31 protein-coding genes and 2 pseudogenes are annotated in these 26164 nt (G+C 66.0%); 21 read left to right on the top strand and 12 right to left on the bottom strand.

Translation table 11 applies throughout. From position 1 onward, the window contains the following. Positions 1-276: 276 nt before the first annotated feature. From Pth03_RS12660 to Pth03_RS12645, 4 genes are all read right to left on the bottom strand, one after another. Complete coding sequence (locus tag Pth03_RS12660; RefSeq protein ID WP_239118985.1) at positions 277-708, bottom strand: transposase; 432 nt, start codon at positions 706-708, stop codon at positions 277-279. Then, positions 650-1375: a helix-turn-helix domain-containing protein gene (locus Pth03_RS41415; protein WP_239118984.1), complete on the bottom strand. Its 726-nt coding sequence runs from the start codon at positions 1373-1375 to the stop codon at positions 650-652. The genes Pth03_RS12660 and Pth03_RS41415 overlap by 59 nt, the downstream gene beginning before the upstream one ends. 301 nt (positions 1376-1676) lie before the next feature. Next, positions 1677-2507, bottom strand: coding sequence for an SDR family NAD(P)-dependent oxidoreductase (locus Pth03_RS12650; RefSeq protein ID WP_203944407.1), 831 nt, complete (start codon positions 2505-2507; stop codon positions 1677-1679). 40 nt (positions 2508-2547) lie between these two features. Further along, positions 2548-3519 carry an aldo/keto reductase family protein gene (locus Pth03_RS12645; protein ID WP_203944406.1) on the bottom strand — a complete coding sequence of 324 codons (972 nt, stop codon included), beginning with the start codon at positions 3517-3519 and terminating at the stop codon, positions 2548-2550. A 120-nt stretch (positions 3520-3639) separates the two neighbouring features. Between Pth03_RS12645 and Pth03_RS12640 the strand changes: the two genes are divergently transcribed. Beyond that, positions 3640-4302 carry a TetR/AcrR family transcriptional regulator gene (locus tag Pth03_RS12640; RefSeq protein ID WP_203944405.1) on the top strand — a complete coding sequence of 221 codons (663 nt, stop codon included), beginning with the start codon at positions 3640-3642 and terminating at the stop codon, positions 4300-4302. Positions 4303-4406: 104 nt separating this feature from the next. On the opposite strand, the gene Pth03_RS12635 is transcribed toward Pth03_RS12640, so the two are convergent. After that, on the bottom strand, positions 4407-4928 hold the full coding sequence (locus tag Pth03_RS12635) for a MarR family winged helix-turn-helix transcriptional regulator (protein WP_203944404.1): 522 nt from the start codon (positions 4926-4928) through the stop codon (positions 4407-4409). 149 nt (positions 4929-5077) lie between these two features. Here Pth03_RS12635 and Pth03_RS42490 point away from each other — a divergent pair. The 4 genes and pseudogenes from Pth03_RS42490 to Pth03_RS42485 all read left to right on the top strand — a co-directional run. After that, positions 5078-5829 (top strand): annotated as a pseudogene (locus Pth03_RS42490) (SDR family oxidoreductase). A 219-nt stretch (positions 5830-6048) separates the two neighbouring features. Beyond that, entirely contained in the window at positions 6049-6987 is a 939-nt protein-coding gene (locus Pth03_RS12625) for an alpha/beta hydrolase (protein WP_203944403.1), read from the top strand. Between the two features lie 100 nt (positions 6988-7087). Beyond that, entirely contained in the window at positions 7088-7834 is a 747-nt protein-coding gene (locus Pth03_RS12620) for an SDR family NAD(P)-dependent oxidoreductase (RefSeq protein ID WP_203944402.1), read from the top strand. 202 nt (positions 7835-8036) lie between these two features. Continuing rightward, positions 8037-8102: pseudogene (locus Pth03_RS42485) on the top strand (TetR/AcrR family transcriptional regulator); the annotation flags it as partial. 40 nt (positions 8103-8142) lie between these two features. Here the strand turns inward: Pth03_RS42485 and Pth03_RS42480 are convergent. Next, complete coding sequence (locus tag Pth03_RS42480; RefSeq protein WP_373318534.1) at positions 8143-8916, bottom strand: AbiJ-related protein; 774 nt, start codon at positions 8914-8916, stop codon at positions 8143-8145. Between the two features lie 189 nt (positions 8917-9105). Between Pth03_RS42480 and Pth03_RS12605 the strand changes: the two genes are divergently transcribed. The 3 genes from Pth03_RS12605 (at position 9106) to Pth03_RS12595 (ending at position 11007) form a co-directional block, all read left to right on the top strand. Further along, positions 9106-9507 carry an ArsR/SmtB family transcription factor gene (locus Pth03_RS12605; RefSeq protein WP_239118982.1) on the top strand — a complete coding sequence of 134 codons (402 nt, stop codon included), beginning with the start codon at positions 9106-9108 and terminating at the stop codon, positions 9505-9507. 12 nt (positions 9508-9519) lie between these two features. Then, positions 9520-10749, top strand: a complete 1230-nt coding sequence (locus Pth03_RS12600) for a GNAT family N-acetyltransferase (RefSeq protein ID WP_203944400.1) — start codon at positions 9520-9522, stop codon at positions 10747-10749. Positions 10750-10836: 87 nt separating this feature from the next. Then, a complete protein-coding gene (locus Pth03_RS12595; RefSeq protein WP_203944399.1) occupies positions 10837-11007 on the top strand; it encodes a hypothetical protein in 171 nt (56 codons plus the stop codon). Between the two features lie 47 nt (positions 11008-11054). Here Pth03_RS12595 and Pth03_RS12590 read toward each other — a convergent pair whose 3' ends face one another. Then, complete coding sequence (locus tag Pth03_RS12590; protein ID WP_203944398.1) at positions 11055-11315, bottom strand: hypothetical protein; 261 nt, start codon at positions 11313-11315, stop codon at positions 11055-11057. Beyond that, positions 11297-11542 (bottom strand): PadR family transcriptional regulator, encoded by a 246-nt coding sequence (locus Pth03_RS42805; protein ID WP_505872819.1) that lies wholly within the window; start codon positions 11540-11542, stop codon positions 11297-11299. Before Pth03_RS42805 ends, Pth03_RS12590 begins: the two co-directional genes overlap by 19 nt. A 180-nt stretch (positions 11543-11722) precedes the next feature. On the opposite strand from Pth03_RS42805, the gene Pth03_RS12580 reads away from it, so the two are divergent. Both Pth03_RS12580 and Pth03_RS12575 read left to right on the top strand, forming a co-directional pair. After that, the gene (locus tag Pth03_RS12580) at positions 11723-12196 is read left to right on the top strand and encodes a DUF2306 domain-containing protein (RefSeq protein WP_203944397.1); all 474 of its coding nucleotides are present in this window, start codon (positions 11723-11725) and stop codon (positions 12194-12196) included. A 24-nt stretch (positions 12197-12220) separates the two neighbouring features. Continuing rightward, entirely contained in the window at positions 12221-14359 is a 2139-nt protein-coding gene (locus tag Pth03_RS12575) for a PEP/pyruvate-binding domain-containing protein (protein ID WP_203944396.1), read from the top strand. Positions 14360-14563: 204 nt separating this feature from the next. On the opposite strand, the gene Pth03_RS12570 is transcribed toward Pth03_RS12575, so the two are convergent. After that, the gene (locus tag Pth03_RS12570) at positions 14564-14878 is read right to left on the bottom strand and encodes a thioredoxin family protein (protein ID WP_203944395.1); all 315 of its coding nucleotides are present in this window, start codon (positions 14876-14878) and stop codon (positions 14564-14566) included. Between the two features lie 88 nt (positions 14879-14966). On the opposite strand from Pth03_RS12570, the gene Pth03_RS12565 reads away from it, so the two are divergent. Continuing rightward, positions 14967-15386, top strand: a complete 420-nt coding sequence (locus Pth03_RS12565) for a heavy metal-responsive transcriptional regulator (RefSeq protein ID WP_203944394.1) — start codon at positions 14967-14969, stop codon at positions 15384-15386. Here Pth03_RS12565 and Pth03_RS12560 read toward each other — a convergent pair. Then, entirely contained in the window at positions 15383-15835 is a 453-nt protein-coding gene (locus Pth03_RS12560) for a DUF5990 family protein (protein ID WP_203944393.1), read from the bottom strand. The two genes, Pth03_RS12565 and Pth03_RS12560, sit on opposite strands and share 4 nt — an antisense overlap. A gap of 248 nt (positions 15836-16083) precedes the next feature. On the opposite strand from Pth03_RS12560, the gene Pth03_RS12555 reads away from it, so the two are divergent. The 8 genes from Pth03_RS12555 (at position 16084) to arsB (ending at position 21865) form a co-directional block, all read left to right on the top strand. Further along, positions 16084-16377 carry a hypothetical protein gene (locus Pth03_RS12555; protein ID WP_203944392.1) on the top strand — a complete coding sequence of 98 codons (294 nt, stop codon included), beginning with the start codon at positions 16084-16086 and terminating at the stop codon, positions 16375-16377. An 89-nt stretch (positions 16378-16466) separates the two neighbouring features. Continuing rightward, positions 16467-16742, top strand: a complete 276-nt coding sequence (locus Pth03_RS12550; protein WP_203944391.1) for a hypothetical protein — start codon at positions 16467-16469, stop codon at positions 16740-16742. Positions 16743-16880: 138 nt separating this feature from the next. Then, a complete protein-coding gene (locus tag Pth03_RS12545; RefSeq protein ID WP_239118980.1) occupies positions 16881-17546 on the top strand; it encodes an arsenate reductase/protein-tyrosine-phosphatase family protein in 666 nt (221 codons plus the stop codon). A gap of 113 nt (positions 17547-17659) precedes the next feature. Beyond that, entirely contained in the window at positions 17660-18418 is a 759-nt protein-coding gene (locus Pth03_RS12540; RefSeq protein ID WP_203944389.1) for an aquaporin, read from the top strand. Positions 18419-18430: 12 nt separating this feature from the next. After that, positions 18431-19084, top strand: coding sequence for an arsenate reductase ArsC (locus Pth03_RS12535; RefSeq protein WP_203944388.1), 654 nt, complete (start codon positions 18431-18433; stop codon positions 19082-19084). A 26-nt stretch (positions 19085-19110) separates the two neighbouring features. Then, positions 19111-19515: an arsenate reductase ArsC gene (locus Pth03_RS12530; protein WP_203944387.1), complete on the top strand. Its 405-nt coding sequence runs from the start codon at positions 19111-19113 to the stop codon at positions 19513-19515. Positions 19516-19520: 5 nt separating this feature from the next. Beyond that, on the top strand, positions 19521-20891 hold the full coding sequence (locus Pth03_RS12525; protein ID WP_203944386.1) for an FAD-dependent oxidoreductase: 1371 nt from the start codon (positions 19521-19523) through the stop codon (positions 20889-20891). Then, positions 20888-21865: an ACR3 family arsenite efflux transporter gene (arsB, locus tag Pth03_RS12520; protein ID WP_373318533.1), complete on the top strand. Its 978-nt coding sequence runs from the start codon at positions 20888-20890 to the stop codon at positions 21863-21865. Before Pth03_RS12525 ends, arsB begins: the two co-directional genes overlap by 4 nt. Positions 21866-21902: 37 nt before the next feature. Here the strand turns inward: arsB and Pth03_RS12515 are convergent, their stop codons facing one another. Both Pth03_RS12515 and Pth03_RS12510 read right to left on the bottom strand, forming a co-directional pair. Continuing rightward, positions 21903-22268 carry an ArsR/SmtB family transcription factor gene (locus tag Pth03_RS12515; RefSeq protein WP_203944384.1) on the bottom strand — a complete coding sequence of 122 codons (366 nt, stop codon included), beginning with the start codon at positions 22266-22268 and terminating at the stop codon, positions 21903-21905. Positions 22269-22318: 50 nt separating this feature from the next. Further along, positions 22319-23374, bottom strand: coding sequence for a flavin-containing monooxygenase (locus tag Pth03_RS12510; RefSeq protein ID WP_203944383.1), 1056 nt, complete (start codon positions 23372-23374; stop codon positions 22319-22321). Positions 23375-23508: 134 nt separating this feature from the next. Between Pth03_RS12510 and Pth03_RS12505 the strand changes: the two genes are divergently transcribed. Next, complete coding sequence (locus Pth03_RS12505) at positions 23509-24840, top strand: NAD(P)-binding domain-containing protein (protein ID WP_203944413.1); 1332 nt, start codon at positions 23509-23511, stop codon at positions 24838-24840. Positions 24841-24843: 3 nt separating this feature from the next. After that, entirely contained in the window at positions 24844-26097 is a 1254-nt protein-coding gene (locus Pth03_RS12500; RefSeq protein ID WP_203944382.1) for an MFS transporter, read from the top strand. Positions 26098-26164 lie beyond the last annotated feature (67 nt).

Genomic DNA, 26164 nt, shown 5'->3' with positions numbered 1-26164 from the left:
TCCCGCGGTGGGCTGACCACCAAAGCGCACCTGGCCTGTGAGCAAGGTCAAAAGCCGCTGTCGATCCTGCTGACCGCCGAGATCCGTGCGGTCCCGAATCTTCCGCCCCCGTATCACTGAGGCGATCACGGAAGTGGAACAGCTCATCGGATACCCCCGTTGCTTCGTTGTCTCTACCTCGAGTCGCCCATGGAGGCGACGGCCCACGCGAAGGGATCCTGGGGGTGGCTGGCAGCTGGGGTGGCCCTTGACAGAGGGCACAAGCTAGGTAGCCCGTCACGCAACTTTGGCCGGGTAACTGGTCCAGCTTCTGATGGGTGAACTGGCGGCGAAGCTGGTCTTTGGAACGGCTCTGGCGTTACGCCAGCGCACGTAGGCACCGATCGCCGCGTTCTGCTCGTCGTGGGTGCGATGGTCGGTGCCGTTGAGCGCGTAGTAGCGGAGTGCAGCAAATTCGGACTCGATCCAGTTCAGCCACGAGCCGTAGGTCGGCAGAAATACCAGCTCAACATCGTTGTCGGCCGCCCAGGCACGCACCTCGGGATGCTTGTGCGGCGAGTAGTTGTCGGCGATCACGTACAGCCTCTCGCCAGGCCAACGGGCCCGCAGCGTCTTAAGGAAGGACAACAACTCCCGCCATCGCTTGCGACTACGGATCCGGTAGTACAACTTGCCGGTGGCCAGGTCGAGTGCGGCGATCATCTGCATGACGCCGTGGTAGCGGTTGTAGGTCGCCCGCAAACCGAGCCGGCGAACCCGCCGGCCGCCACCGCTTGCCCTTACGGGGCATCAGATTCAGCGGCCCGAACTCATCAAGGCAGATCACCCGCCCACCGTCGGGTGGGTGATCGTAGAGGTCCAGCACGCGCTGCATCTTGGCGAGGAAGTTCGGGTCGGTGGAGGCTTTCCACGTTGTGGTGGTCTGCCAGCTCACCCAGCCCTTGCGGAGAATCCGGCGCAGGTGCTCGCGGCTGATCGCGGATACGACGCCGCGGGCGATCAGGTGCTCGGCCAGCGTTTTCAGGCTCCAGGTGGACATCCCGGTGATGCCCCACTCGGCGGGGACCGTCTTGGCGATCAGGCAGATGTGCTCACGCACCTCAGGATTGATCGTCGGTGGACGGCCCCCGCTCCATTTTGGGTCCAGCGCGTCGAACCCCTTGTCGTTGAAGGCGTGGATGACATCGCGGACGTAGTCGTCACTGACCTGCATCAACGAGGTGATGTCCCGGACGCTTTGGCCTTGCCCGGACATCATCACCACGATCGCCCGCCGCAGCTTGATCGGATCCTTCGCAGTTCGCGTGATCCTCTGCAGCTTGCGGCCTTCCTCCATCGTCAACGCCCGGACGAACACTTCCGGTCGGCGAGCCACGACCACCTCCCACCATCGAAGAGGCAGCCAGCCTGACGCGTCCACCGCCACAGATCAATTACCCGGCCGAGGTTCGGTGACGGGCCACTAGCTCCTCGGCATGCTGACCTCTCCTGAGGATCGAGACATGCAAGTCAACCAAAGCGACTCTACGAAAGCCGGTGAACATCAGAGTGTCCACGAAACTCGGTGCGGTTGTGACCGTCGCCCGGTTGAGAGGGTGGACGGTTGCAAGTCAGTGTCGAGCATCCCTGTGGATGCTCGACACTGACTCTGTATGGTGCTCATGGCCTCGCGGATTTCAGGCTGGCGAGGTCCCCTGTGCGAGCTGTGCGAGGTGGTCCCACTCCTCCCAGAGGGCAATCCGGCGGGCGTACTCCGGGCGGATGAGTGGAAGCCCGTTCGCGCCGAACAGAGTCCTCAGCGGAGGATTGGGGTCATCGGCGAGGGTAAGCATTGCTCGCCCAGCCGCCGCAGGGTCTCCTGGGGCGATTCCCGTGCCCTCGAACCCGGCCATCACCAGCGCGCGTGCGTGGTCGTATGCGGGCATCTGTGGCGCCATGTTCCCGAGCTCGCTCGGGAACATGAGCGGCTCGACGAGCGTGACATGCACGCCGTACTCCGCGACCTCCGCCGCCAACGCTTGGCTCAACGCCTCCAGTGCCCACTTAGTCGCGTGGTACGTCCCCATAGTTGGAAGCGCCACGACCCCGCCCATTGAGGAGATCTGGATGATCCGACCGCTGCGACGGTTCCTCATGTGCGGCACGACTGCCTGCGACGTGTAGAAGGCGCCGAAGTAGTTGACCTCCATCTGCTCACGGGCCTGGGCGGCCGTGACTTCCTCTACCGCTCCCATCACGGCTTGTCCCGCGTTGTTGACGAGGATGTCGATCCCGCCGAACCGCTCTTCGGCAGCCGCGACCGCCCGATGTACTGCGGCCTCGTCCGTGACGTCGAGCTCCAGGGGAAGGACTAGGTCGCCGTAGTTCTCAGCGAGTGAGTCCAGCGTGCTGGCGGAGCGGGCGGCCGCGGCAACACGATCGCCGCGAGAGAGCGCGGCTTCCGCCCACTGGGCTCCCAAGCCTCGCGATGCTCCGGTGATGAACCAGGTCTTTGGTGTGTTCGACATATCAGTGATCTCCTTCGTGTCTTTTCGTTGTCTGTGAGAGTCAGGCTGGACGCACTGACGGCCAGGCCAAGCGAGCGGTCTCGCTCGCTTCGTCGATCGCTCTGAGTAGCTCGGGAGGCAGTGGCGCGTCCTGCACCGCATCGAGGTTCTGGGCGAGGTGTTCGAGGCGGGATGCGCCGAGGATGATCCCGTCGCCGTGTACGCCGTCGAGGTGCGAGTGATGCACGAGCCAGCGCAGGGCCGCATCGGTCGGCGAGATCCCAGACGATTCGCAACTGGCCTTGAATGTGCGCATCGCCTGCAGGTACGGCTCGTTCCAGTAACGGCGGCGGTACTGCGCGCCTTGGGCATGACTTCCGTCGAACCGCGATCCGGAGTCCACGGCGGCTTCGTCGCCGAAGGACGGAGCGAAGGCCCCGCCCGCGAGCGGGTTGTAGGCATGGAAACGAAGCCCGTGCCGCCGAAGGACCGGCATCAGTTCGGTCTCCGCCGCACGGGTCGCGGCGTTGTAGAGACCCTGGTAGACCGTGGGGCGGAGCCAGCCGTTGTCCTCGACGATGGCCATCGTCTCCTCGATGTCGTCAGCGGCGACGTTGCTCAGTCCGAACTCGGCGATGGCGCCTTCGTCATGGAGCTCATGAACGGTGCGCAGCGTGTTCTCCCATGGCGTGTCCTGTGCGCGCACATTGAGGTAGAGCAGGTCGGCGCGCTCTGCCCGAAGCCGGTCAAGGCTCGCCCGCAGGGAGGCGCGGAGCACGTCCGGCTCGTGTCCTCGTTCGGTGGCGAGGGGGTCGTATCTGACGGCGATCTCGAACGTGTCGGGGGCATGCAGATCGCTGAGCATCTGCTCGCAGGATCCGTCGCCGTACACGTAGCAGGTGTCGACCTCGCGGTAGGCGCGATCATGAAACAGATCGAGCATCGAGCGAGCTGTGGACGCATCGCGAACACGCGCGCCGCGCCCGTGATAGCCGAGCGTCATGGTGCCGAAGATGATCCGTTCAACAGGCACGGCGATCCTCCTCAAAGCAAAGCGAACGTCCGTACCGGAGATGTATCTCCGTTACGTGGAAGCTAGCATAGCGGAGACCGATCTCCGATTCCGGTCTGATGCTGTGAGGTGAGGAGCCGCATGGATGAGAACGCGACGAACCAGTCGGCTGATCAGCGGGCACGGCGCAAGGACGCGACGCGGAACCGTGCGGCATTGATCGCGGCCGGCGCCGAGCTGTTCGACGCGGCTGGCATGATGCCGACGCTGGACGATGTGGCGCGACGAGCCGGCGTGGGCGTGGGGACCGCCTATCGTCACTTCCCCAACAAGTACGTTCTGGCGCAGGCAGTGCTGGCCGAGACGATGGAAGCGATGCTTGACGCCGCGGAGAGGGCGGCGAGGATGGAGGATGCGGCCGCTGGACTCACGGCCTTCTTCGAGGCTGTGCTCGAGCCTCAGGCGAGCAAGCGCGCTCTTGGGGAACTTCTGAGGAGCACGCAAACCTCAGAGCCCGACGCCAACGATGCGCAGAGCCGAGTCGAACGCTGTATCGAGCTGCTTTTGCAGCGTGGTCGCGAGCAGCGGGTGATCCGCGCCGATCTTGCAGCGACAGACATCGGCGTGCTGATGTCTGTGATGACCCACCTGATCGAGACCTTTGGCGAGGCCGACCCGCAACTGTGGCGCCGCTTCGTGCCGATCCTGCTCGACGGGCTGCGGGCGGATGCGCCGAGTCCGCTCCCCGGTGAGGCGCTCAGCCGGGAGCAGTTCCTGACCCGGCTTCTTGGAGCCAAGGGCTGACCTACGCCTGCTTTACGCCCAGAGCTGTGTCGTTCTGAAGCTCCCCCGTAGTGCGGACACCTACGGTGCGACCCTGCCGAGGGCGCTCAGCGGATGAGTGCCAGTCACGACCTGTCGACATCGGACGAGTGGAGGTCTTTTCTGTGACTTTCCGGTGAGTCCTCAGCTGTTTCCAGCTTCCGCCAGATCCGCGCCAGCGCGGCAATGTCGTCCGCATCGAGGACGTCGACGAAGAACTGCTTAATTGATTCTTCGAAGGTCCGCGCCACGATCTGGATGTAGCGGCGCCCCTCCTCGGTCAGGCTGATCAGAGAAATCCGGCCATCAGCTTGGTTAGCACCGCGTACCAGGTGGCCAGCGTCGATCAGATCTTGCACGAGCCGGGACGCCCGGGTAGGACTGACGGTCACCAGCTCACTCGCCAGGGAGCGGACAGGCTGTGGTTCGAAGTCCTTGAGGCGGCAGAGGATCTCGAAAGCGCTGAACGAGAGCCGGTGGCGTTCCATAAGTACGGCCTCGATCCGTGACCGCATGGCCGCCTGGGCGTAGATCAGTCCGAACCAGCCGTCCTGTTCCGGCTGGGAGATGACCGCGGACGTTGTTCGGGGCGCCTTCACGAAATCCACACTACCAGCGTCTACATGCCCCCAGATTTAGGTGCCTGCGCACGCATCAGATAGTGTGCCGATACAACCTAGCTAGGGGCACGAGTGCTCGCCCGGCAACCACGTGACGCAGGTACGTCGCCCGCGCCGGACGGCCAGCCGGCCACGTAATGAAGGAGAAGTGCATGTCGGGCAAGCTCGACGGGAAGGTCGCGCTCATCACGGGCGGCTCATCGGGAATGGCACTGGCCACCGCAGAGCTGTTCGTGGAGGAAGGCGCCCTGGTCTACATCACCGGCCGGCGCCAGCAGCCTCTCGACGACGCGGCGAGCCGTCTCGGCCCGCGACTGCGAGGAATCCGCGCTGATGCGGCCGGCCTGGAAGACATCGAGACCCTATTCGCCACCATCACGGCCGAAGCAGGGAAGCTGGACATCCTCTACGCCAGCGCAGGGGTCGGCAAACTCCAGGAACCCCTGAACGAGATCACGTCGGCCAGCTTCGATGAAATCTTCGGCCTCAACGTCCGTGGCACGCTGTTCGCCGCGCAGCGCGCCGCCGAGCCGATGACCGAGGGGGCTCCATCATCCTCAATGGATCGGCCGCCGCAGGGAAGGCGATGCCCGGATCCTCGGTCTACGCGGCCAGTAAGGCGGCGCTGCGCTCGTTCGCGCGGGTATGGAGCGTCGAACTGTCCGGCCGCGGCATCCGCGTCAACGTACTGCACCCCGGCCCGGTCGACACGCCGGCGCTGAGGCGACTCTCCCCCGAGGCGCGCGACTATCTCATGTCACTTACCACCATTGGCCGACTTGGGCAGCCCCGAGAGGTGGCGAAGGCCGTCCTCTTCCTGGCCTCCGCCGACGCCGGCTTCGTCAGCGGCACCGAACTGTTCGCCTCCGGGGGCATGGGCCAGTCCTAGGCCTGTTCGACGTTCGAATCATTAGGCCGGTTTGCGCTTCGGATCCACAGATGGCCGCGTCGCTGAAAGCCAGGGCACACCGGCCCGGCCCGTCAGCGGATGCCATCGATCAGCTGCCGCTCGCTGAACAACGACGGCCGCCGCTGCCGGAGACCCGCTCACGCGGCTATGGCCGCGGGCGACCCCGGAACAACTCTCACCACAACATGGAGGATCACAGTGCTCAGCATCGACAACGAACTTCTCGAGGTGGTCGGCGCGATCGCAGCCGCCACTCCGCAGACGCCGCCGGCCATCGGGGACTGGCAGACGCGGCGGGCGACCATCGATTCCGTCTATGGCGCGCTGGCCGCCGCCGCAGCACGGGACGACCGCATCGAAGCGGCCGACTTCACTGTGCCGTCATCCGACGGGCACGCCGTCCCGCTGCGCATGTACAAGCCGACGCATGCGCCGAATGCCCTTGTCGTCTACGTACACGGCGGTGGCCTCATCGCGGGAAGCCTCGACGGATACGACCACGTCTGCCGCCGATACGCATCAGAGGCCGGGGTGGCGTTGATCGCAGTCGACTACCGTCTCGCGCCCGAATCACCGTTCCCGGGAGCCGTCGACGACTGCGTCGCAGCGGTCGAGTGGGCGATCAGGCATGCTGCGGAACATGCGCCCGGAGCGCGCGTCGCAATCATGGGTGACTCCGCCGGGGGCGGCCTTGCGGCCGCAACGGCGCTGGTATGCCGCGACCATCAGATCGGCCCTTTGGCCGCGCAAATCCTCGTGTACCCGATGCTCGACGACCGCACGGCGATCGCCGACTCAGCTATTGAGCCGTTCCTCGCCTGGTCGGTCGCCGACAACATCACCGGCTGGCAGGCATATCTCGGCGAGAGGTACGGCACGGACGAGGTGCCTGCTTCGGCTTCGGTCGCTCGTGCGGACTCGCTCCATGACATGCCGTCGGCCTACCTCGAGGTTGGGCAGTTGGATCTCTTCTGCGCAGAGACCGTGACCTACGCCGAGCGGCTCATGGAACACGGCGTGGCCGTACATCTGTCAGTCCGTCCCGGCGCGATCCACGGCTTCGACCAGTTCGCGCCCGGCTCCGGGCTGGCACGACATGCGTTCGCCGATCGTGTCGCCTTCCTGCAGAGCTTGTGATCGGAGCTGGCGACGCGGCCCCACCCCCTGCACACAACCGCGTCAACTCAGCCGAACCCCATCCGCCCCGCCTGAACTCATTCATCTGAGGAGATACCCGATGGAGACCAAGACTGCCCTCATTACCGGCTCGACAAGTGGAATCGGTCGTGCCACTGCGCTCAAGCTCGCCCGTGACGGCGTCCGCGTCGTGGTTTCCGGCCGCGACGCTGACCGAGGCATGGAAGTTGTGGAGCGGATCCGCGCCGAAGGAGGAGGGGCCGAGTTCGTCGGTGCCGAGCTACGTGATGCCCAGTCCGCGGCGGAACTCGCGGCCAAGGCGACCAAGGTCGCCGAGTCTGCTGGTGGCGTCCTAAACATTCTGGTGAACAACGCGGCGATCGGATCCGGTGGGCCTACGGCGGGCACCGAGGAGTCGACTTTCGATGCGGTGCTGGCCACTAACCTGAAGGTCCCGTTCTATTTGGTCGCGAACATCGCACCGGCGATGGCGGCACGTGGCGGGGGCGCGATCGTCAATGTGTCCACGCTCGCCGCCGAAGTCGCGCTTCCGGGGCTGTCGGTGTACGGAGCGAGCAAGGCGGCCTTGGACCTGCTGACCAAGAGCTGGGCGGCTGAGTTCGGTCCCGCCGGGGTGCGCGTGAACTCCGTGAGCCCCGGCCCAACCCGTACCCCGGGATCCGAGGCCTTGGGGGAGGCGCTGGAGCAGCTCGCGGCGCAGGCCCCGCTGGGATTCGTTGCGGATCCGGAAGACATCGCCGCGGCCATCGCGTTCCTCATCAGCGATCAGGCCCGCTTCATTACCGGTGCCGTGCTCGATGTGAACGGTGGCCGTACGGTCGTATGAGAGTGGGATAGTTCGTCCCCGACGAGCACCCTGTGGCGGTCGTGAGGGGTGCCTCACCTTGTTCTCTGAGAGGGTGGGAGAAGAACGTGAGGCCCCCATCACGCCACGTCTGCGCCGCGACGCGGCTCGCAACCGTAAACGAATCCTCGAGGCCGCGCGCCTGGCATTCGCCGAGCACGGCGTTGACGCCTCATAGGAGGACATCGCCAAATCTGCGGGGCTCGCGATCGGGACCTTGTATCGCCACTTCCCGAGACGGGTCGACCTGCTCTTGGCGGTCTTTGAGCCCAAGTTCGGATCCTTCATGGCTACGGCGGCTTCCTTGCGACACGCCGAGGCCGCCTCGCGGCAGTACGGCATAGAAGCGCGGCCTCGACCACCAGAGACAGGACATCTTCGCGTTCAAGTCGCTTAAGCACGGATCCCAAGTGCTTCCAGATCAGATCAGTCACAGTCGAGCTGAACTCAGGGACGAGAGTGGGGTCCACGGTAAGGACAGCCTCGTAACTGTCGGACCTCCAGTTGTCGCCAGGCGTCGGGTGGAAGAATCCGCCGTCACGGCGCAGGCTGAGAGTCGCACCGTGGAGAAGGTCGCGGGCCAGTCCTTGGCCGTCTGCGTCGAGAAGGTGATGCACCAGACCGAGGACGAGATCGAGTTTGCTGGTGTCATCATCCCGGAGCGGCAAGGGGATTACTGGGCCTGCAGCATTGGCTGTCGCGACTGGAGCGTAGATCGGCCGACCCGACAAGAACTCATGAGCCCGCAGAACCCAGCCATCTGGTTCGAGGAGCCGGTTCAGTTCATCGACCTGCCGGGCGGCTCGGTCGACATTGGGCTGCACCTCGGGATGAACTACCCGTGTCAGGAACGCCAGGAGGATCTCGTCAGGGGCGTCGAGAAGCTGGAACCGGGAATCTTCGAAGATCCAGTCGTCTTCCCAGTCAAGATTGTTCATCCGATGCTGGATGATGTCGCGGCGAGCTGTCGCGTATCGAGAATCACTCGATGGCAACGCGTCCAGGTCGTAGAGACCGTCCAGGAAGACGATCTCATTGAGGCGCCCCCACCACTCGCCGTCCATGACACGTAGGTAGTCGAAGATGTCGCGTCGAGTCACCCATGTGATCTTCGGTTGAAGGCCATGAGCGGAGGGAGAGGAGGGCTGTGTCATACATCCAGAATGGACTGACATCAGCCCGTCTGCCGAACATTCCAGTCCGGCCCGCCTGCTGGTCGGAAGAGTGGATCCCTCCCGCGGAGCATTCCGCTCATGCAGATGAACAAAGCGGACCTCCTCTTCCCACTAGGGAGCTTCATCGATTATCGTCGATTAACGATGAACGTCGCAGCAAAGCCTCTCGATCGGGCCGAGGCTGAGGAATACGCGGGTTGGTTCAAGGCTCTGGCAGATGCCACCCGCATCCAGATCGTGTCCCTACTGGCCAGGCATCGAAAACCGATGAACGTGAGCGAGATCGTCTCAGCCTCCGGCATCGGCCAGTCAACTGTGTCGCACCATCTCAAGATCCTTTCAGAGGTGCGGTTCGTGCTTGTCGAGCACCGGGGAACGTCCAGCCTCTACCGAATCAACGAAGAGTGCGTCAGCTGCTTCCCCACCGCAGCTGACGTCGTGATGGGCAATCCCGTTCCGACCGCTCCGACATGCGGGTGAGGAGTATCTCCAATGGCACATGACGAGATCATCGAGCGCTACTCCGGTCTGGCCCGCGCCGGGCTGGCCGGGGAAGCCATCGCCGACTGTGAGCCGCAGACCTTCGAGCAGGAGTCCTTCGGCGCCGCCGGCTACGAGAACGTCCAAGACCTGCCTGAAGGGGCAGCAAGGGCCAGCTTGGGCTGCGGCAACCCGGTGGCGGTCGCCGACCTCCAAGCCGGTCAGACCGTGTTGGATCTCGGATCGGGCGGCGGCATCGATGTGCTTCTTTCGGCCAAGCGGGTCGGGCCGAACGGCAAGGCCTACGGCCTCGACGCCAGCCCCGACATGCTGGAACTGGCTCGACGCAACGCCGAGCAGGAAGGCATGGCGAACGTCGAGTTCCTGCACGGCACCATCGAACGCATCCCGCTGCCGGACACGTCGATCGACGTGATCATCTCCAACTGCGTCGTCAACCTGTCCAACGACAAGGCAGCCGTGTTCACCGAAGCCTTCCGAGTCCTAAAACCGGGAGCACGCCTGGGGATCAGCGACGTGGTGTCCGAGGACGACGCAAACCCGGCACGGCGAACCGTCGTCGAGCAGCAGGTCGGATGCGCGGCCGGCACACTCACGATCAGCGAGTATCGAGAACTTCTGCACGAGGCCGGCTTCATCACCACTTCCGTGACCCTCACCGCCGACCACGGCAGCGGCGTGCACTCGGCCATCATCCAGGCGGCCAAGCCCTCAGCACCTCCGGGCATCGTCATCCGCCCGATGCACGACGTCGATGCCGAGCAAGTGTTGGCCATCTACCAAGCCGGTCTCGATACCGGCGACGCCAGCTTCGAGACCGTTGCACCCACCTGGGAGAGCTTCGATCAGAACAAGCTCCATCGACTGCGCTATGTCGCCGTGGACACCACGAGCGAGCGCGTCGTTGCCTGGGTTGCGGCCTCTGCCGTGTCCAACCGGCCTGTCTACGTCGGCGTGATTGAGCACAGCATCTACGTTGACCGCCGCTGCCAAGGGCGTGGCATCGGACGGGCCTTGCTGGCCACTTTCGTCGCCGCGGCCGAAGACATCGGTATCTGGACGATCCAGACTGGCGTCTTCCCCGAGAATGCCAGCAGTCTGCGCCTGCACCAGACAGCCGGATTCCGGATCGTCGGCACGCGGGAGCGCATCGGCTGCCATCACGGTGTCTGGCGCGATGTGACCTTCCTGGAACGCCGCAGCACTGTCACTGGTGGCTGATCATCGTCGGCACGGCTCGCACCACCAGCAGGATTCTCGCGACGCTGGCCGTTAGCGCCGGCACAAGAATACGGAAGGTCCTGCTGGATGTATGGCCACCGCCGCCAGCAGGACTGTGTCGAGCACGGCCACGCTGATCGCACCAGCCAGAGCCGCCCGTCTTACGGTGCGGTAGTGGTGTCGTTCCCGGACGGCGACGATCGGCATGAGTACGGCAAGACCGAGCACAATGCCGACTGCCAGACGCACTGGCAATGATATCGGCCAGGTCCACCAGTGGCCTGCGATTAGAGCGGCTGCCCAGCTCAGACCGACGATCGGGCCGGCGAGAAGCAGTCGCATGGCGATCCCTCTGCCGGAGAGGCCCGAACGAAGGCAGCCGCAACTGTATCCGCGTCGCCGAAGTCCGCGATCGCGGCGTGCGCGGCCGCCTCTGCGTCCCTGAGCCGCTCCAGCTGATCTTCATAGGACGCGGCAAGGCCGTCGGTGAGTTCCTCGACCACATGACCAGGCAGCCGGTCGCCGAGCGCCCTGAGGTGGCGTTCGATCAGTTCGTGGTCGGCCATGGCGCGCTCCGCAGCGCCGCGGAGACGGCCGCGGCGAACTCCTGCCAGTGGTCGCGTGCCCCGTTCAGGGAGAGCCGTCCCTGCTCGGTCAGCTCATAGGTGCGGCGCCGCCGGCCACCCACCGTCGACCACGTCCCGCTGATCAGTCCCGCCTGCTCCAGCCGGTGCAGCGCCGGGTAGACGGTGCCCGTCGGCAGATCGAGCCTGCCTTCCGTCGCATCGCGCAGGGCTTCCTTGACCGCGTAGCCGTGCCGTGGCCCGGCTTCGAGCGTGGCGAGGCAGCAGCCCGTCCAGGTGGCCCTTGAGCGCTTCTGCCCTCATAGGTAGCAACGCTATATCGGACCTTCCCGTCGGCCAAGACCAGGAGTAGCGTCGCTATAGGTAGTAACGCTACATATAGGAGGGACATGGTGGAGATCGACGTTCTCGGCATCCACGTCCCCGACGCGGGGCCGGTCTTCCCCGCCTTCCTCACGGTGCACGTCGCCGCCGGGCTGCCCTGCGTGGGCAGCGGCGTGCTTGCGATCCTGACCAGGAAGGGAGGCGTCTGGCACAGGCGATTCGGCCGCGTCTATCTCTGGGGCCTGCTCATCGTGTTCGTCACGTTGACCGCCCTTTCGGTGATCCGCTGGCGCGAGAACGCCCACCTGTTCGTCATCGGCGTCGTGGCGTTCTCCACAGCTCTGGCCGACTACCTGAACCGGCGGCGCGCCGAACATCCACATCGCGGGAATGGGCCTCTCGTTCGTGGCGCTGGTGACCGGCTTCTACGTGGACAACGGACCTCATCTGCCCTTGTGGAACCGGCTCCCCACATGGAGCTACTGGGCCCTGCCCACCCTCATCGGCCTCCCGCTAATCGGCCGGGCGATCAAGCGTAGGGCACCTGACAGGAAGGTCACGTCGTGATCATCGGATTGGCGAAAGCCGGCGGGCTGGACCGGGCACTCATCGGAGGAAAGGCCGCCAACCTGGCCACCTTGGCCAGCGACTTCCCCGTACCCGAAGCATTCATCGTCACCGCGGAGACGGATCCTTCTCAGGAAGAACTGTGTCACGCAGCCGAGCGGCTCGGTGGAGGCAGATTCGCGGTCCGCTCGTCAGCGGCGGCCGAGGACTTGGCCGCTGCCTCCTACGCGGGCCTGTACGAGACCTTCCTGAATGTAGCTCCCGCAAATGTCGCCGATGCCGTACGCCGCTGCCGCGCGTCCGCGCATGCCGAACGCGTCACCGCCTATCGCCACCAACAAGCAGACAAGAGCGTGGCAGTGCTGGTGCAACGGATGATCGACGCCGATGCTGCTGGAGTGGCCTTCACCGCCAACCCTCTGACCGGAGCCCACGACGAGACGGTGATCACGGCTGTCCAAGGCCTCGGCGAGGCACTCGTGTCCGGTGCGGCCGTCGGCGCGGAATGGACCGTGAGGCAAGGCCGAGCCGAGCTCACCACAAAGACCGACGGCATCCTGAACCCCGACCAAGTAGTGGAGGTCGCTGAGCTCGCCCAGCGGGTGCAGGAGCGCCTCGGCGGACCACAGGACATCGAGTGGGCAATCGAAGCAGGCCGGTTGTACCTGCTGCAGGCCCGGCCGATGACCGCTCTTCCGGCAGCGGTGACCTGGGATCCCCCCGGATCCGGGCTGTGGCTGCGCAACTTCCGAGTCGGTGAATGGCTGCCCGATCCGGTGACCCCGTTGTTCGCCGACTGGCTACTCAAGCGCATCGACGAGGGCTTCACCACCGCGATCCACGACACCGCCGGAGCGGCCGTTCCCTTCACCTACGCGGTGGTCAACGGCTGGTACTACACCCGGCCCACCCCGTCATTCTCTGCGCTGCCCGGCGCGCTGATCAAATCACACGGCCGGTTGCTGCCCTTCATGGTCAACGCGCTCATCCGCCCGGGACGCAACCCCGCCGCCGCAGACCACGCGCTGCTGGACCGGCTGTATCGCCACTGGCAACAGGAGTTGCTGCCCGCCTACCGCCACATGGCAGACCAGCAGCCCGCGAGCGAGGCCTCGCTGGCTGACCTGGCTGCGCTTGTCGACAAGGTCGGCCGCATGGCGGGGAGGCATCTGTGGTACTTAGCCGTGGTCGGTGGGGCGGCATGGAAGATGGAAGCCTGCCTCACCCGCTTCATGGAGCGCCATCAGCTCGGACCGGTCAACTCGCAGATTCTGCTGCGCGGCCTGACCCGGGGCCATCGCAGAGTGCCCGCCCACGCGGTGCATAGCCTCGACTGGTACCACCCCATCGCGGGCGAGACCATGCCGCTGGACACCGGTTCGACCCGGCAGGACGAGCTGCTCGGCGAGCGCCTGGCGGCGGAGCGTACCTGCCACGATCTGCTGGCCGACCAGCCCCGTCTACACTCCGCGTTCACCGCGATGCTGGAGACCACCCAGCGGTATGCGGTGATCCGCGAGGAACAGGCTCGCGAGCTGACCTTGGGATGGCCGCTTCTACGCCTGTGCATACACCGAATCGGCGAGGCGTTGGCAGCCTCCGGTGTGATCGACGACCCTGCCGAAGTGTTCTTCCTGACCCGGGCGGAGGTCGAACAGTCCGAGGAGCGAGGTTCACTGGCACGGCAGCGCCATACCGAATGGGACATGCAGCGCCGACTGGCCGCACCTCTGGCCATCGGTACACCGCCGCCGCTCATCGGCCGCCACCTCGAGCGCGCATTGGGCCTCAGCCGCGCAAGCCGTACCGAGTCGGTTCTCAGTGGACAGCCCGCCAGCGCCGGCCGAGCCACGGGACCAGTGCGCCTCGTGCAGGGCCCCGGCGACTTCGAGAATGTGACACCTGGCGACGTGCTGGTGGCTCGCGCCACCGCCCCCGCGTGGACGCCGCTGTTCGCGAGGGTCGCCGCCGTCGTGACTGATGGTGGCACGCTCGCGGCCCATGCCTCCCTGATCGCCCGCGAGTACGGCATCCCCGCCGTGGTCGCCACGGGCGATGCCACCCTACGGCTACGCGAGGGGCAGATCGTCACCGTCGACGGTACCCGCGGCATCGTGGAGCTGCTGCAGAGCTGAGTTCATCTCGATCTGTCGGAGTTGGCTTCGATCGCTGGTAACCGTCGTCCGGTTCGGCACTGTTCATCCGGAAGGCGGCCACAAACTCGGCGCCCCTCCGTCAGCAGCACGCGTACCACACGCTATTCGGTGACCGTTAGGGACTCACGCCGCGTAGACAACCCCGAAGGCGGGCCCGGCCTAAGGTGTGTGCCAGCTTCGGAATCATGGGGTGGAGGCCTCCTCCAGCGCGCGCCGTAGCGCCGCCACCGACGGAGCTCCCCCGGTCTGCCCAGTCTCGTCGCGGTAGATCCGGCAGGACATGCTGGCCGGGGTGCCCGGTGCGGCGAACGGGTCGACGCCGTTGACCAGCAGGGTCGGTGAGCCATGCATCCCGAACCGGGCGGCGTCCCCCTCGTCACGGACCACCTGGCGCACCACCTGAACACCCGGATGATCAGCCAGGACCTCGGCGAGGCGTTCCAGCATGACGGGGTCGTTCGGGCAGTCCGGCACGGTCAGCACCGTCAACTCCAGCATGGTCGCCTCTCCCTCGGACCGGTCTTGATGGCTCACCCCCGACCATAGAGGTTCCAGTGCACTGGAAGGTCAACCGTAGGCTGGGAGGATGCGCATCGGCGTCCTGGCCGCTCAGACGGGTCACACCACGAAAACCATCCGGTTCTACGAGGACGCCGGGCTGCTACCCGAACCTCCCCGCACCTCGGCCGGCTACCGGGACTACCCGGCCGAGGCCGTCACCCGCCTGGCGTTCGTCCGCGACGCCCAAGCCGCCGGACTCACCCTCGCGGACATCCGGAGCATTCTGGTCATCCGAGACAGCGGCCAAGCCCCCTGCCAGCACGTCACCGACCTGCTCGACCAGCACCTGACCCTGGTCGAGCAACGCCTCGCCGAACTCACCCAAGCCCGCGACGCCCTGCACGACCTGAAACGCCGCGCCCGCACCACGGACCCGGCCGACTGCTCCGAGGACCAGGTGTGCAGCATCCTCACCGTGGTAGCCCAGGGCGCTGACGGCGTTTAGGATCCGGGAGCCGACCACTGGACCAGCGGCGGCCGGACGGACGCGCACAACGGATGGTCGTGCGCATCGGTCAGGCCCAGACAGGCCACCAGCAGCCCGCTCTCCACCGCAGCCGCCAGGACTTCCGGGCCGATCCCGTCGAACCATAGCTTCGCCCGCCGGAACATCGTGAACACTCCGGCGTCGTCCACGGTCCCCCACGACAGGTAGACGAATCTGCCGCCCGGACGGCCCTGAACGTAGGGGCCGCGAAGGTCCCAGCCCGCCCCGGACGGGGTGGCGGTAACCTCCAGCTCCCACCTCGCTGACGGGGCGTCGCCGGGGTGCAGGTCGAGGAGCTCGTCACGGCGGTCGCGTCGCTGGACTCCGACATGGATGTTGCGGTAGCCGGGGAACCCTGGAGCCTGGCCGCACTCACGGCCGGGCAGCTCCAACGCATCGATGCGCATCAGCACACCACCATCATCTCCCCATCGGTGTCGGCCGGGCTTGGAACAACCGCAGCCTCGGCGAGAAACTCCAAGCCGCCCGGTCCAACAACCGGTTCCTCGACAAGCGCATCGCTGATCTCGAAGCGCAGCTCGCCGACCTGCTCACCCCGCGTCGGTGAGTTCGCGGACGTGTTGCCTCAGGGTGGTGTTCTCGGAGGCGACTCATTGCACGGTGTCCTCGGTGTACTCGCCTTGAAGATCGCGATTTGGGGAGTGGGATCATCGCCGCCGCTGCGATGGCCCTGTACTCGCTGTCGGTCTTCGGCAACGCCAACCGCCTGCGCCGCGTCACCGCACCGGCGCTGCCCAAGGCCGCGCCCGCCTCGGCGGACCTCTCCGTCACCGTGGAAACCCGCGAGGAAACCCAGGCCGTCACCGAGGGGCAGCTGCGCTGGGCGAGCAGGAGCACGTCGTGGGCTGGAACCTGCAAAGCCTGGCCGCTGGCGGGTCCCTCGACGTTGCTTGGGCTCGAATCTCCGAGCCGCGCGATTCAGCACTGACAGCACTTGCGACAGCCTGACGACTGAGCAATCCGGCAACACGTCCCAGCACATGGCGATCAACCGTACATATGTTCGATACTTGGCGCGTGCGTCGGTATCACCAGCCAGCCGAGGTTGTGCTCGACGAGAACGGTGAGCCCACGAAGTTCACCGCATGGGGTCGCACGTATGCCGTGGCCGAGCAAGCCGGATCGTACTGGGAAGAGTTGCTGCCATGGTGGCAAAACGAGCACGCCGACAAGACGGTCGAGGAGCTCACCATCCGACACTTCCGTGTTCGGGCCAACGGTCCACAGTGCTCCGCCGTGGTCGAGCTGGTACAGCGCAACGGCGATTGGTTCGTCGAAGGCGTCGAGGATTAGCCGGCACGCATGATGCTTGCCATGGCTAGCACCCGCCGACCGCGCGCTCACATGCAAGCCCTTCACTCATTGGCCACCTTCTAGCCATTGACGCAAGCACGTACCTCAATGAGTATTGAGTCAATGGATACTGACTCGATGCGCACTCTGGATGCCAGGGCGCGCATACATGCGGCGCTGGGCGATCCAAGTCGGTTGTCGATCGTGGACCGGCTTGCGCTAGGGGACGCTTCTCCGGGCGAGATCGGACAACTCCTGGGCTTGCCGACCAATCTGCTCGCGCACCACTTGAAGATCCTTCAGGAGGCGGGCGTTGTGGAGCGCCAGCGATCTGAGGGCGACCGGCGGCGCACCTACCTTCGGCTCGTGCCGAGGACCCTTGCGGAACTGCTGCCCTCGGCGTTCCGGCAGGCGCCGCGAGTGGTGTTCGTCTGCACCCACAACTCGGCCCGTTCGCAGCTGGCCGCGGCGCTCTGGGTGCAGAAGAGTGCGGTTCCTGTCGCGTCGGCCGGTACCCAGCCCGCGGAACGGGTGCACCCGCGAGCCGTCGGGGTCGCCCGTGATCACGGTCTGGCTTTGGACGAAGCACATACCGCTCACGTCGACGCAGTCGTCCGACCAGACGATCTGATCGTCGCTGTCTGCGACTCCGCCCATGAGGACCTGGGAAGCGGCGACCGCTTGCACTGGTCGATTCCCGATCCGGTGCGGGACGGAACAGACGAGGCGTTCGAGCGCGCCTTCGCCGACATCGCCGACCGGATCGACCGGCTCGCTCCGGCGATCCATCTTCCGAAGGAGTAAACCGTGCACTGGGCCCGCAGCTTCAAAGGTCTGTTGGTAGGCCAAGACCCCACCGTGAGTGTTCCGGACGTGGCGAGCGTTCGTCGGGCGCTTGCGACTTGTCAGGTGGGCCGATGAACCTTCAGCGCCGCGCGCTCGCCGAGTTCCTTGGCACAGCACTTCTGGTGGCCATCGTCGTCGGGTCAGGCATCATGGCCCAATCCCTGTCCCCCGGGAACATCGGTCTGCAACTGCTGGAGAACTCGACGGCGACCGTGTTCGGACTGGGCGTGCTGATCGCCGTACTCGGCCCCATCTCCGGGGCCCATTTCAATCCGGTGGTGTCACTGGCCGACTGGTGGCACGGCAGACGCGACGCGTCTGGTCTGTCATTGAAGAGTGCTGTGATCTACATCGCCGCGCAGATCGTCGGCGGTGTCGGCGGATCGATCCTCGCCAACGCCATGTTCGCCAAGCCCGTGGTCTCCTGGTCGACCACCGATCGTTCCGCGCCGCATCTCTGGATTGGCGAAGTGGTCGCCACGACGGGCCTCATCGTGGTCATCTTCTGTCTGGTCCGGGCCGGCCGCGCCGCGTATGCGCCGGTCGTGGTGGCCTCGTACATTGGCGCAGCCTACTGGTTCACCTCTTCCACCAGCTTCGCCAACCCAGCAGTCACGATCGGACGGATCTTCTCCGACTCCTTCGCGGGCATCGCCCCCGCCTCAGCGCCTGCTTTCCTCGTCGCACAACTCGTCGGAGGCGTCCTCGGCCTCCTGCTGGTCGCCGGGCTCATAGGGCGGACGCCCGCCGAAGCGCCCGCGCACGCCGTACAAAGCTCGTCGCCGGCGGCCCCGGCGAATGGTCAGATCACAGATCCCAGCCTCACCTGAGAGGAATCCCCCATGGACGACGAGTTCGAAGACGTCTATTCGCCTGAAACTGACAAGGTGCTTGAACGTGTGGCCGAACGGCTGGCCGTTCGCTTCATCGGCCACTTCTCGACGGAGACGATCAAGCGGTATCTGCGCGAGTCCTACGTGGCCCTGTACCGCACGGCGCGAGTGAAGTCGCACCTCCATGTACTGGCCGAAAGATTCGCCACTGACCGGCTGACCGCTCTGGCGCAAGCCCAGGGCTACATTCCCAAGGCCGTGCCCGAGGTGCTTTTCGTCTGCACCCACAATGCGGGACGCTCCCAGATGGCCGCCGCCCTGCTGAACTACCACGCTCGGGGGAGGGTCCACATCCGGACGGCCGGCTCGGAGCCTGCCTCAGACATCGAACCGACCGTGGTGGAGGCGCTGGCCGAAATCGGCTTGGACGCCTCCGCGGAGTTCCCCAAGCCGCTGACGGACGACGTCATCCGTGCTGCCGATGTCATCGTCACGATGGGCTGCGGCGACGCCTGCCCCATCCATCCCGGCAAGCGTTACCTGGACTGGACCCTGCCTGACCCGCACGGCCAGGCGCTCGACGAGGTCCGTGCGATCCGCGACCAGGTCGACACCCATGTGCGTGGACTGCTGTACGAGCTCACCCTCTCCACCGCGCACTGAACATACGCACCACTGGAAGGACTTCCATGACCGACAAGCCCAGCGTCCTGTTCGTCTGTGTTCACAACGCGGGACGTTCTCAAATGGCCGCCGGATGGCTTTCACATCTGGCCGGCGACCGCATCGAAGTCCGATCCGCGGGCTCGGCCCCAGCCGAGACCGTAAACCCGGTCGCCGTCGAGGCGATGAAAGAGGTCGGGATCGACATCACCGCGGAGAGCCCGAAGATCCTCACAACTGAGGCCGTCGAGGCATCCGATGTCGTGATCACCATGGGCTGTGGCGACGCCTGCCCGGTCTTTCCGGGCAAGCGCTACGAGGACTGGGCTCTTGACGACCCGGCCGGCCAGGGCATCGACGCAGTGCGGCCCATCCGCGACGAGATCCAGGACCGCGTGCAGAAGCTGATCGCGGAACTGGCTGGGAACTGACCGCAATGGATCTGGTGATCATCGGGGGAAGTGACGCCGGCATCACGGCCGCCCTTCGCGCGCGGGAATTGGCTCCTGACGTGGACGTCACGGTGGTCGTGGCCGACGAATACCCGAACTATTCCATCTGCGGCATTCCGTACCACATCTCCGGAGACGTTCCCGATTGGCGGTCCCTCGCACATCGAACGCGGGCGGACATTGAGGCCACGGGTATGCGGTTGCGGCTGAGCGAGACTGCCGTCTCCATCGACTCGACCGCCCACATCGTTCAAACGCACGGAAGCGACGGCGACCTCCGGCAAATCGGCTACGACAAGCTGATCATCGCCACCGGCGCCGTCCCTGCCCGGCCACCTATCCGGGGCCTCGACCAGTTGGGTGCCACTGATGGTGTGCATGTTCTGCACTCCATGGACGACACCTTCTCCCTCACCGATGACCTGGACAAGCGCCATCCAGCCGCTGCGGCGATCATCGGAGCGGGCTACATCGGCGTGGAGATGGCCGAAGCCTTATCCGCAAGGGGCATCCACGTCACCGTGTTTGAGCAGTTCCCTCAGGTCCTGCCGAACACGCTGGACCCTGAGCTGGCCAAGCGGGTCGAAGCTGAGCTGGCCGGACACGGAGTCGAAGTGCTGACCGGCATGACGGTCAGCTCGATCGCCCGCGATGACGACGGCCCCGCCGGTGTGCTCCTGTCGTGCTCTGACGGTTCCACGCGGCGTGCGGATGTGGTGCTCGTGGTGACGGGCGTTCGTCCCGAGGCCTCGCTAGCGGCTGCCGCCGGCGCTCAACTCGGCATCCGCGGGGCCATCGTCGTCGATCCCCGCATGCGGACGAGCATTCCGGATGTGTACGCCGCAGGCGACTGTGTTCACACTCATCACCGACTGCTCCCCTCCCCGGCCTACCTTCCGCTGGGTACGACCGCGCACAAGCAGGGGCGTGTTGCCGGAGAGAACGCTGTCGGCGGTGACGCGACCTTCTCCGGTGTCTGCTCCACCCAGGTCGTCAAGGTGTTCGACACCGTTATCGCGGCGACAGGTCTGCAAGACGGAGCAGCCCGTGATGCCGGTTACGCGCCGCTCACGGTCACCGGCAGCTATGACGATCACAAGGCGTACTACCCGGGCGCGACACCGGTGCACATCAACATCACCGGTGATCGCACGACCGGTCGGCTCCTCGGCGCACAACTCGTGGGACGGCTCGAGGCTGAGATCGCCAAACGCGTCGACACCTACGCCACCGCGATCCACTACGGCGCCGGCGTGGCGGACATAGGTGACCTTGATCTGGCATACACCCCACCGCTCGGCAGCCCCTATGACGCGACGCAACTCGCGGCGCATGCGTGGTTGCGCGATCGCTGAGGCCGGAGGGTACTGAATCAGCGGCGCCTACTCTCAGCGACATCTCGCTGCCCATCGCCCTCGGCCTGCTGATCATGATGTACCCCGTGCTGGCAAAAGTGCGCTACGACAAGCTCGACGCCGTTACTGGTGATCGCAGGTTGATGAGCTCCTCACTAGTGATCAACTGGCTCATCGGCCCTGCCGTGATGTTCGCCCTCGCGTGGATTTTCCTGCCGGATCTGCCGGAGTACCGCACTGGACTGATCATCGTCGGTCTTGCCCGCTGCATAGCCATGGTGATCATCTGGAACGACCTCGCCTGCGGCGACCGTGAAGCCGCCGCCGTCCTCGTAGCGCTGAACTCTGTCTTTCAGGTGCTGGCCTTCGGTCTGCTTGGTTGGTTCTACCTGGACCTGCTGCCCGGATGGCTCGGCCTCGGCGACGGCCAGCACCTCGACATCTCCGCCGGGAAGATCGCCCTCAACGTCGTCATCTTCCTTGGCATCCCGTTGCTGGCCGGATTCCTCACCCGCCGGCTCGGCGAACGCAGGCTTGGCCGTCAGCGGTACGAGAGCGCCTTTTTGCCGAAGATCGCCCCTTGGGCGTTGTACGGCCTGCTGTTCACGATCGTGATTCTCTTTGCCCTGCAAGGAAAGATGATCACCTCTGAGCCGGGTGACGTGGCACGGATCGCGTTGCCGCTGTTGGCCTACTTCGGCCTGATGTGGTTCGGGACCTTCGCACTCGGCAAGGCGATCGGCCTGGCATACGACCGCACCGCCACACTGGCCTTCACTGCGGCCGGCAATAACTTCGAACTCGCGATCGCGGTGGCCATCGCTACTTTCGGCGTGACCTCCGGCCAAGCCCTGTCCGGCGTCGTCGGCCCGCTGATCGAGGTCCCAGTGCTCGTGGGCTTGGTCTACGTCTCACTTGCGTGGCGCAAGAGATTCACAGCCTCAGCACGGGAGGGAATGGCACGGCGAGCCTAAGGAGCCGCCGCTGACGCCAACGACCCTTTAGTGCACGTTACGCCCGGACGGGGCTCGTCAGCAGGGCGCCCATCGCTGCCAGCACGCTGGGCTCGACACGGTAGTAGACCCAGGTCCCGCGCCGCTCTGATGCAAGCAGACCGGCCTGCTTGAGCTTCTTCAGGTGGAAGGAGACGGTCGGCCCGGACACTCCGACGTCGGAGATGTCGCAGACGCATGCCTCACCGCCGGGGTGGGAGGCGACCAAGGAGAACAGACGCAGGCGCACGGGGTCGCTGAGCGCCTTGAACATGACCGCTGTCCGCTCGGACTCCTCGGCGGTGAGCGGGCGTTCCGTCAGTGGCGGGCAGCACGGCTCCACGACGTCGGGCTCCAACACCGGCAACGAGAGAGCGTTCGACATACGTCTATGTTGACACATATCGAACCACCGTGTGAGGGTTGGCGACGCCGTCATGACCGGGCAAGGTGGTTTGCCATGCGGCGCGCGACACGCTCAGCATCACGACCCACGCCCCGCAGGGAATTGGACGACAGGCTGCGCAGCCATTCCAATCCCACATACGCCAGACCAGGACGGGTCAAGGATGCGCCGTCACGGTGCAGAGGATGTCCGTGCTGGTCGAGGGCGCCGAGGCCGTCGAGATAGGGCAGGTCGGGGCGGTATCCGGTGGCCAGGATGATCGTGTCGACCTGCTCCGTTGTGCCGTCTGGCCAGGTGATCTTGTTGTCGCTGATCTCGGTGAAGAGGGTCTGCTGGTCTGGCTTGTCGCTGTTCAGGGCCGCGCGGTAGCGGCCGTCATCCAGGACCGGCTGGGTCGGGGGCGTACGTAGGACGCGACCAAGGGGGGCGGTGTCCAGGCCGGTGCGCCTTAGCCAGAAGTGCAGGTCTCGGCCAAGGATGTGCTGGCGGGCGAAACGCACCGGCGTGCGGGTGGCCAGCGTCACCTGGGCTATGTCGGCAAGTTCGGCGGCGATCTGCACGGCTGAGTTGCCCGCTCCCACCACGACGATGCGTTGTCCGGAGAACGGTTCGGGGCTGGCGTACTCGGCCGCGTGCAGCACGGTGCCGGTGAAGCCGTCCAGACCTGGCAGAGCAGGCCAGTAGGGGTTGCCGAATGTCCCGCTCGCCGCGACCACAACTCGCGCCGTCAACTCGCTGCCGGCCTGCACGAAGATCTTGAAGCCGCCCTCGTCGCCGCGTACCTCCTCGACGCGAGCGTTGGTGCGGATCTCGGTGTTCAAGCGTGCGGCATAGGTCGTGAGGTAGTCGGTGACCTCGTCACGGTGCGGGTGGCGGTCCGGATCCCCGCCGAACGGCATGCCGGGCAGCGAGCTGTAGCGGGCGGGCGAGAACAGCGTGAGGCTGTCGTAGTACCGCGGCCACGATCCGGCCGCCCGTCCGGATGCCTCCAGGATCACTGGCTTGAGCCCTTGGCGCAGCAGTGCATGTGCCGTGGCGAGCCCTGACTGGCCGCCTCCAATCACCACGACGTCGGCATGCTCCATGACCAAACCCTTCCCTGTTTCGAGAAACGTCTATATTGACGTTTATCGAAACAGATGCCATGCTGGCCGCGCAACCCCACAGACAGTGATGACAAGGAGCCGTCGTGACCGTGCCTGCCACCGATGAGCTACCCATGGTCGTGATCGGAGCCGGCCCTGTCGGGCTGGCCGCCGCCGCCCACCTGGTCGAACGTGGCCTCGACCCGCTCGTGCTGGAGGCCGGCCCCGCAGCCGGCTCCGCCGTACGCGAGTGGTCACATGTGCGGCTGTTCTCTACCTGGAGCGAGGTCGTCGATCCTGCCGCTGAGAAGTTGCTCGCCCCGACTGGGTGGGTGCATCCCGATCCGGCGTCGTACCCATCCGGCGGTGAATGGGCCGCGCAGTACCTGCAGCCGCTTGCCGACGTCCTTGGCGACAAGGTCCGGTACAACGCCACCGTCACCGGCGTAGCCAAGGCGGGGCGGGACCGCCTGGTCGATTCCGGCCGAGACGACCAGCCCTTCACCGTGCACATCTCCACCCCCGAGGGAGGCGAGGAACGGATCACCGCCCGCGCCGTCATCGACGCGTCCGGCACCTGGACCACTCCCAGCCCGCTCGGCGGAGACGGCCTGCCAGCACTCGGCGAGAAGTCCGCGGCCGACCGGATCTCCTACCGGGTCCCTGACCTGCGCGAGCCGTCCGTGCGTGCCCGCTACGCCGGACGGCGCACCGCCGTGGTCGGCTCCGGCGCCTCCGCCTTCACCGCACTGGCGACCCTCGCCGACTTGGCCAAGCAGGAGCCCGGCACCCACGCGGTATGGATCTTGCGGCGCGGAATCGGCGCCAACACCTACGGCGGTGGCGAGGCCGACCAGCTTCCAGCCCGTGGCGCTCTCGGACTTGCCGCCAAGGCTGCCGTCGACGCCGGCCACGCCAGCGCGGTCACCGGCTTCCGCACCGCTGCGGTCGAGCGGGACGGTGAGCGCCTGGTGCTCGTCGCCGACGACGGCCGCCGCACCGAGCCTGTCGACGAGGTGATCGTGCTGACCGGTTTCCGACCTGACCTGTCCTTCCTGTCCGAGGTCCGTCTCGGCCTGGACGAGCGTTTGCAGGCACCGGTTGCGCTCGCCCCGCTGATCGACCCGAACGTGCACTCCTGCGGCACCGTCTACCCGCACGGCGTCAAGGAACTGTCCCACCCCGAGCGGGGCATCTATCTGGTCGGCATGAAGGCCTACGGCCGGGCGCCCACGTTCCTGGCCATGACCGGATACGAGCAGACCCGGTCCATCGCCGCCGCCATCGCGGGCGACCACGAAGCCGCCGAACGCGTAGAACTCGTTCTCCCCGACACCGGGGTGTGCGGCGGAGCTGGCCTGTTCGACCAGGCCGACAGCGACCAGGCTGCGGTCGGGGGCTGCTGCGCCGTCCCAGCCACGCTGCAGATCGGTCTCCGCGCTCCCGTCTCCGCCGGCGGCTGCTGACCTGTGACCAACCTCGACGACCGCGCGGCCGCGACGGGACCCTACGTCCTGCCACGGCCGCGCGCCGCCCTGCCCGCTCTGTGCATCACGCAGATCGTCGGCTGGGGCGTGATCTACTACGCCTTCCCCGTCCTCAACCCGGCCATCACCGCCGACACCGGATGGCCTACAACCGCTACCACCGCGGCCTATTCGGCTGCCCTTCTGGTTTCCGCGTTCGCCGGAATCCCGATCGGGCGCATCCTCGACGCCCGCGGCCCACGCACAGTGATGACCACCGGTTCCATCCTCGGGGTCGCCAGCATGCTGGCCGCCGCCTGCGCGCCCAACCTCGCCGCATTCACCGCAGCATGGCTGCTCGCCGGGGTATCGATGGCCGCCACCCTCTACCAACCGGCATTCGCCGCCGTCGCCCGCTGGTGGGGAGACGACCGCGTCCGCGCAATAACGATCATCACCCTCGCCGGCGGACTCGCCTCCACCGTCTTCGCCCCGTTCACCGCGACCCTGAACGAGCACCTGTCATGGCGCACCACCTACGTGGTGCTCGCCATAGTCCTGGCCGCCAGCACCATCCCAGCCCATGCGCTCGCGCTCCGGGCGCCCTGGCCTCCAGCCCCACCGACACCCGCCGCCGCCCATGCATCGAGGGGCTCAACCAAGGAATCGGTCGCCCGCACCGGACCGTTCGTTCTGCTCGCCGCAGCCCTCACCGTGTCGAGTTTCGCGGAATACGCCGTCGTAATCGCCTTGGTTCCCCTGTTCGCCGAACGTGGCGTCTCCACGACTGCAGCAGCCTGGGCACTCGGCTTGGGCGGTGCAGGACAAACTCTCGGGCGGTCCCTGTACGTCGTTCTTACCCGACGGACCGGAGTGACTGCCCGGACGGTCGTGCTCATCGCCGCCGGGGGTCTCACTACATTGGCGCTGGCGGTCATCCCCGGCCCCGTCACGTTGTTGACGGTGATCTCCATCATCGCGGGCATGGTCCGCGGCAACCTCACCCTGCTTCAGGCCACCGCCGTACCCGACCGCTGGGGCGCCACCCACTACGGGCGCCTGTCCGGCCTGCTGGCCGCACCCACCCTCAGTGCTTCCGCCCTCGCCCCCTTCGCCGGTGCCGCCCTGGCCGTCCCCTTGGGTGGCTACGCGAACCTGTTCATCCTGCTCGCCGCGATGTCAGGGTTGGCCGCTGCCCTTGCCCTCGGCACCCACGTCGACCAACCTTCTAGTGCTGATCACGTTGATCCGACCTGACCGCACATCGTGAGTACGGCCAAGGGCGGGAACAGCTGGTCATGCAGCAATTCGACACTGCACTGCC

This window comes from Planotetraspora thailandica (assembly GCF_016863335.1).
In the GTDB taxonomy this organism is placed as follows: domain Bacteria; phylum Actinomycetota; class Actinomycetes; order Streptosporangiales; family Streptosporangiaceae; genus Planotetraspora; species Planotetraspora thailandica.
Note: the sequence above shows the minus strand (reverse complement) of the source record. Positions and strands in the feature narration are given on the sequence as shown.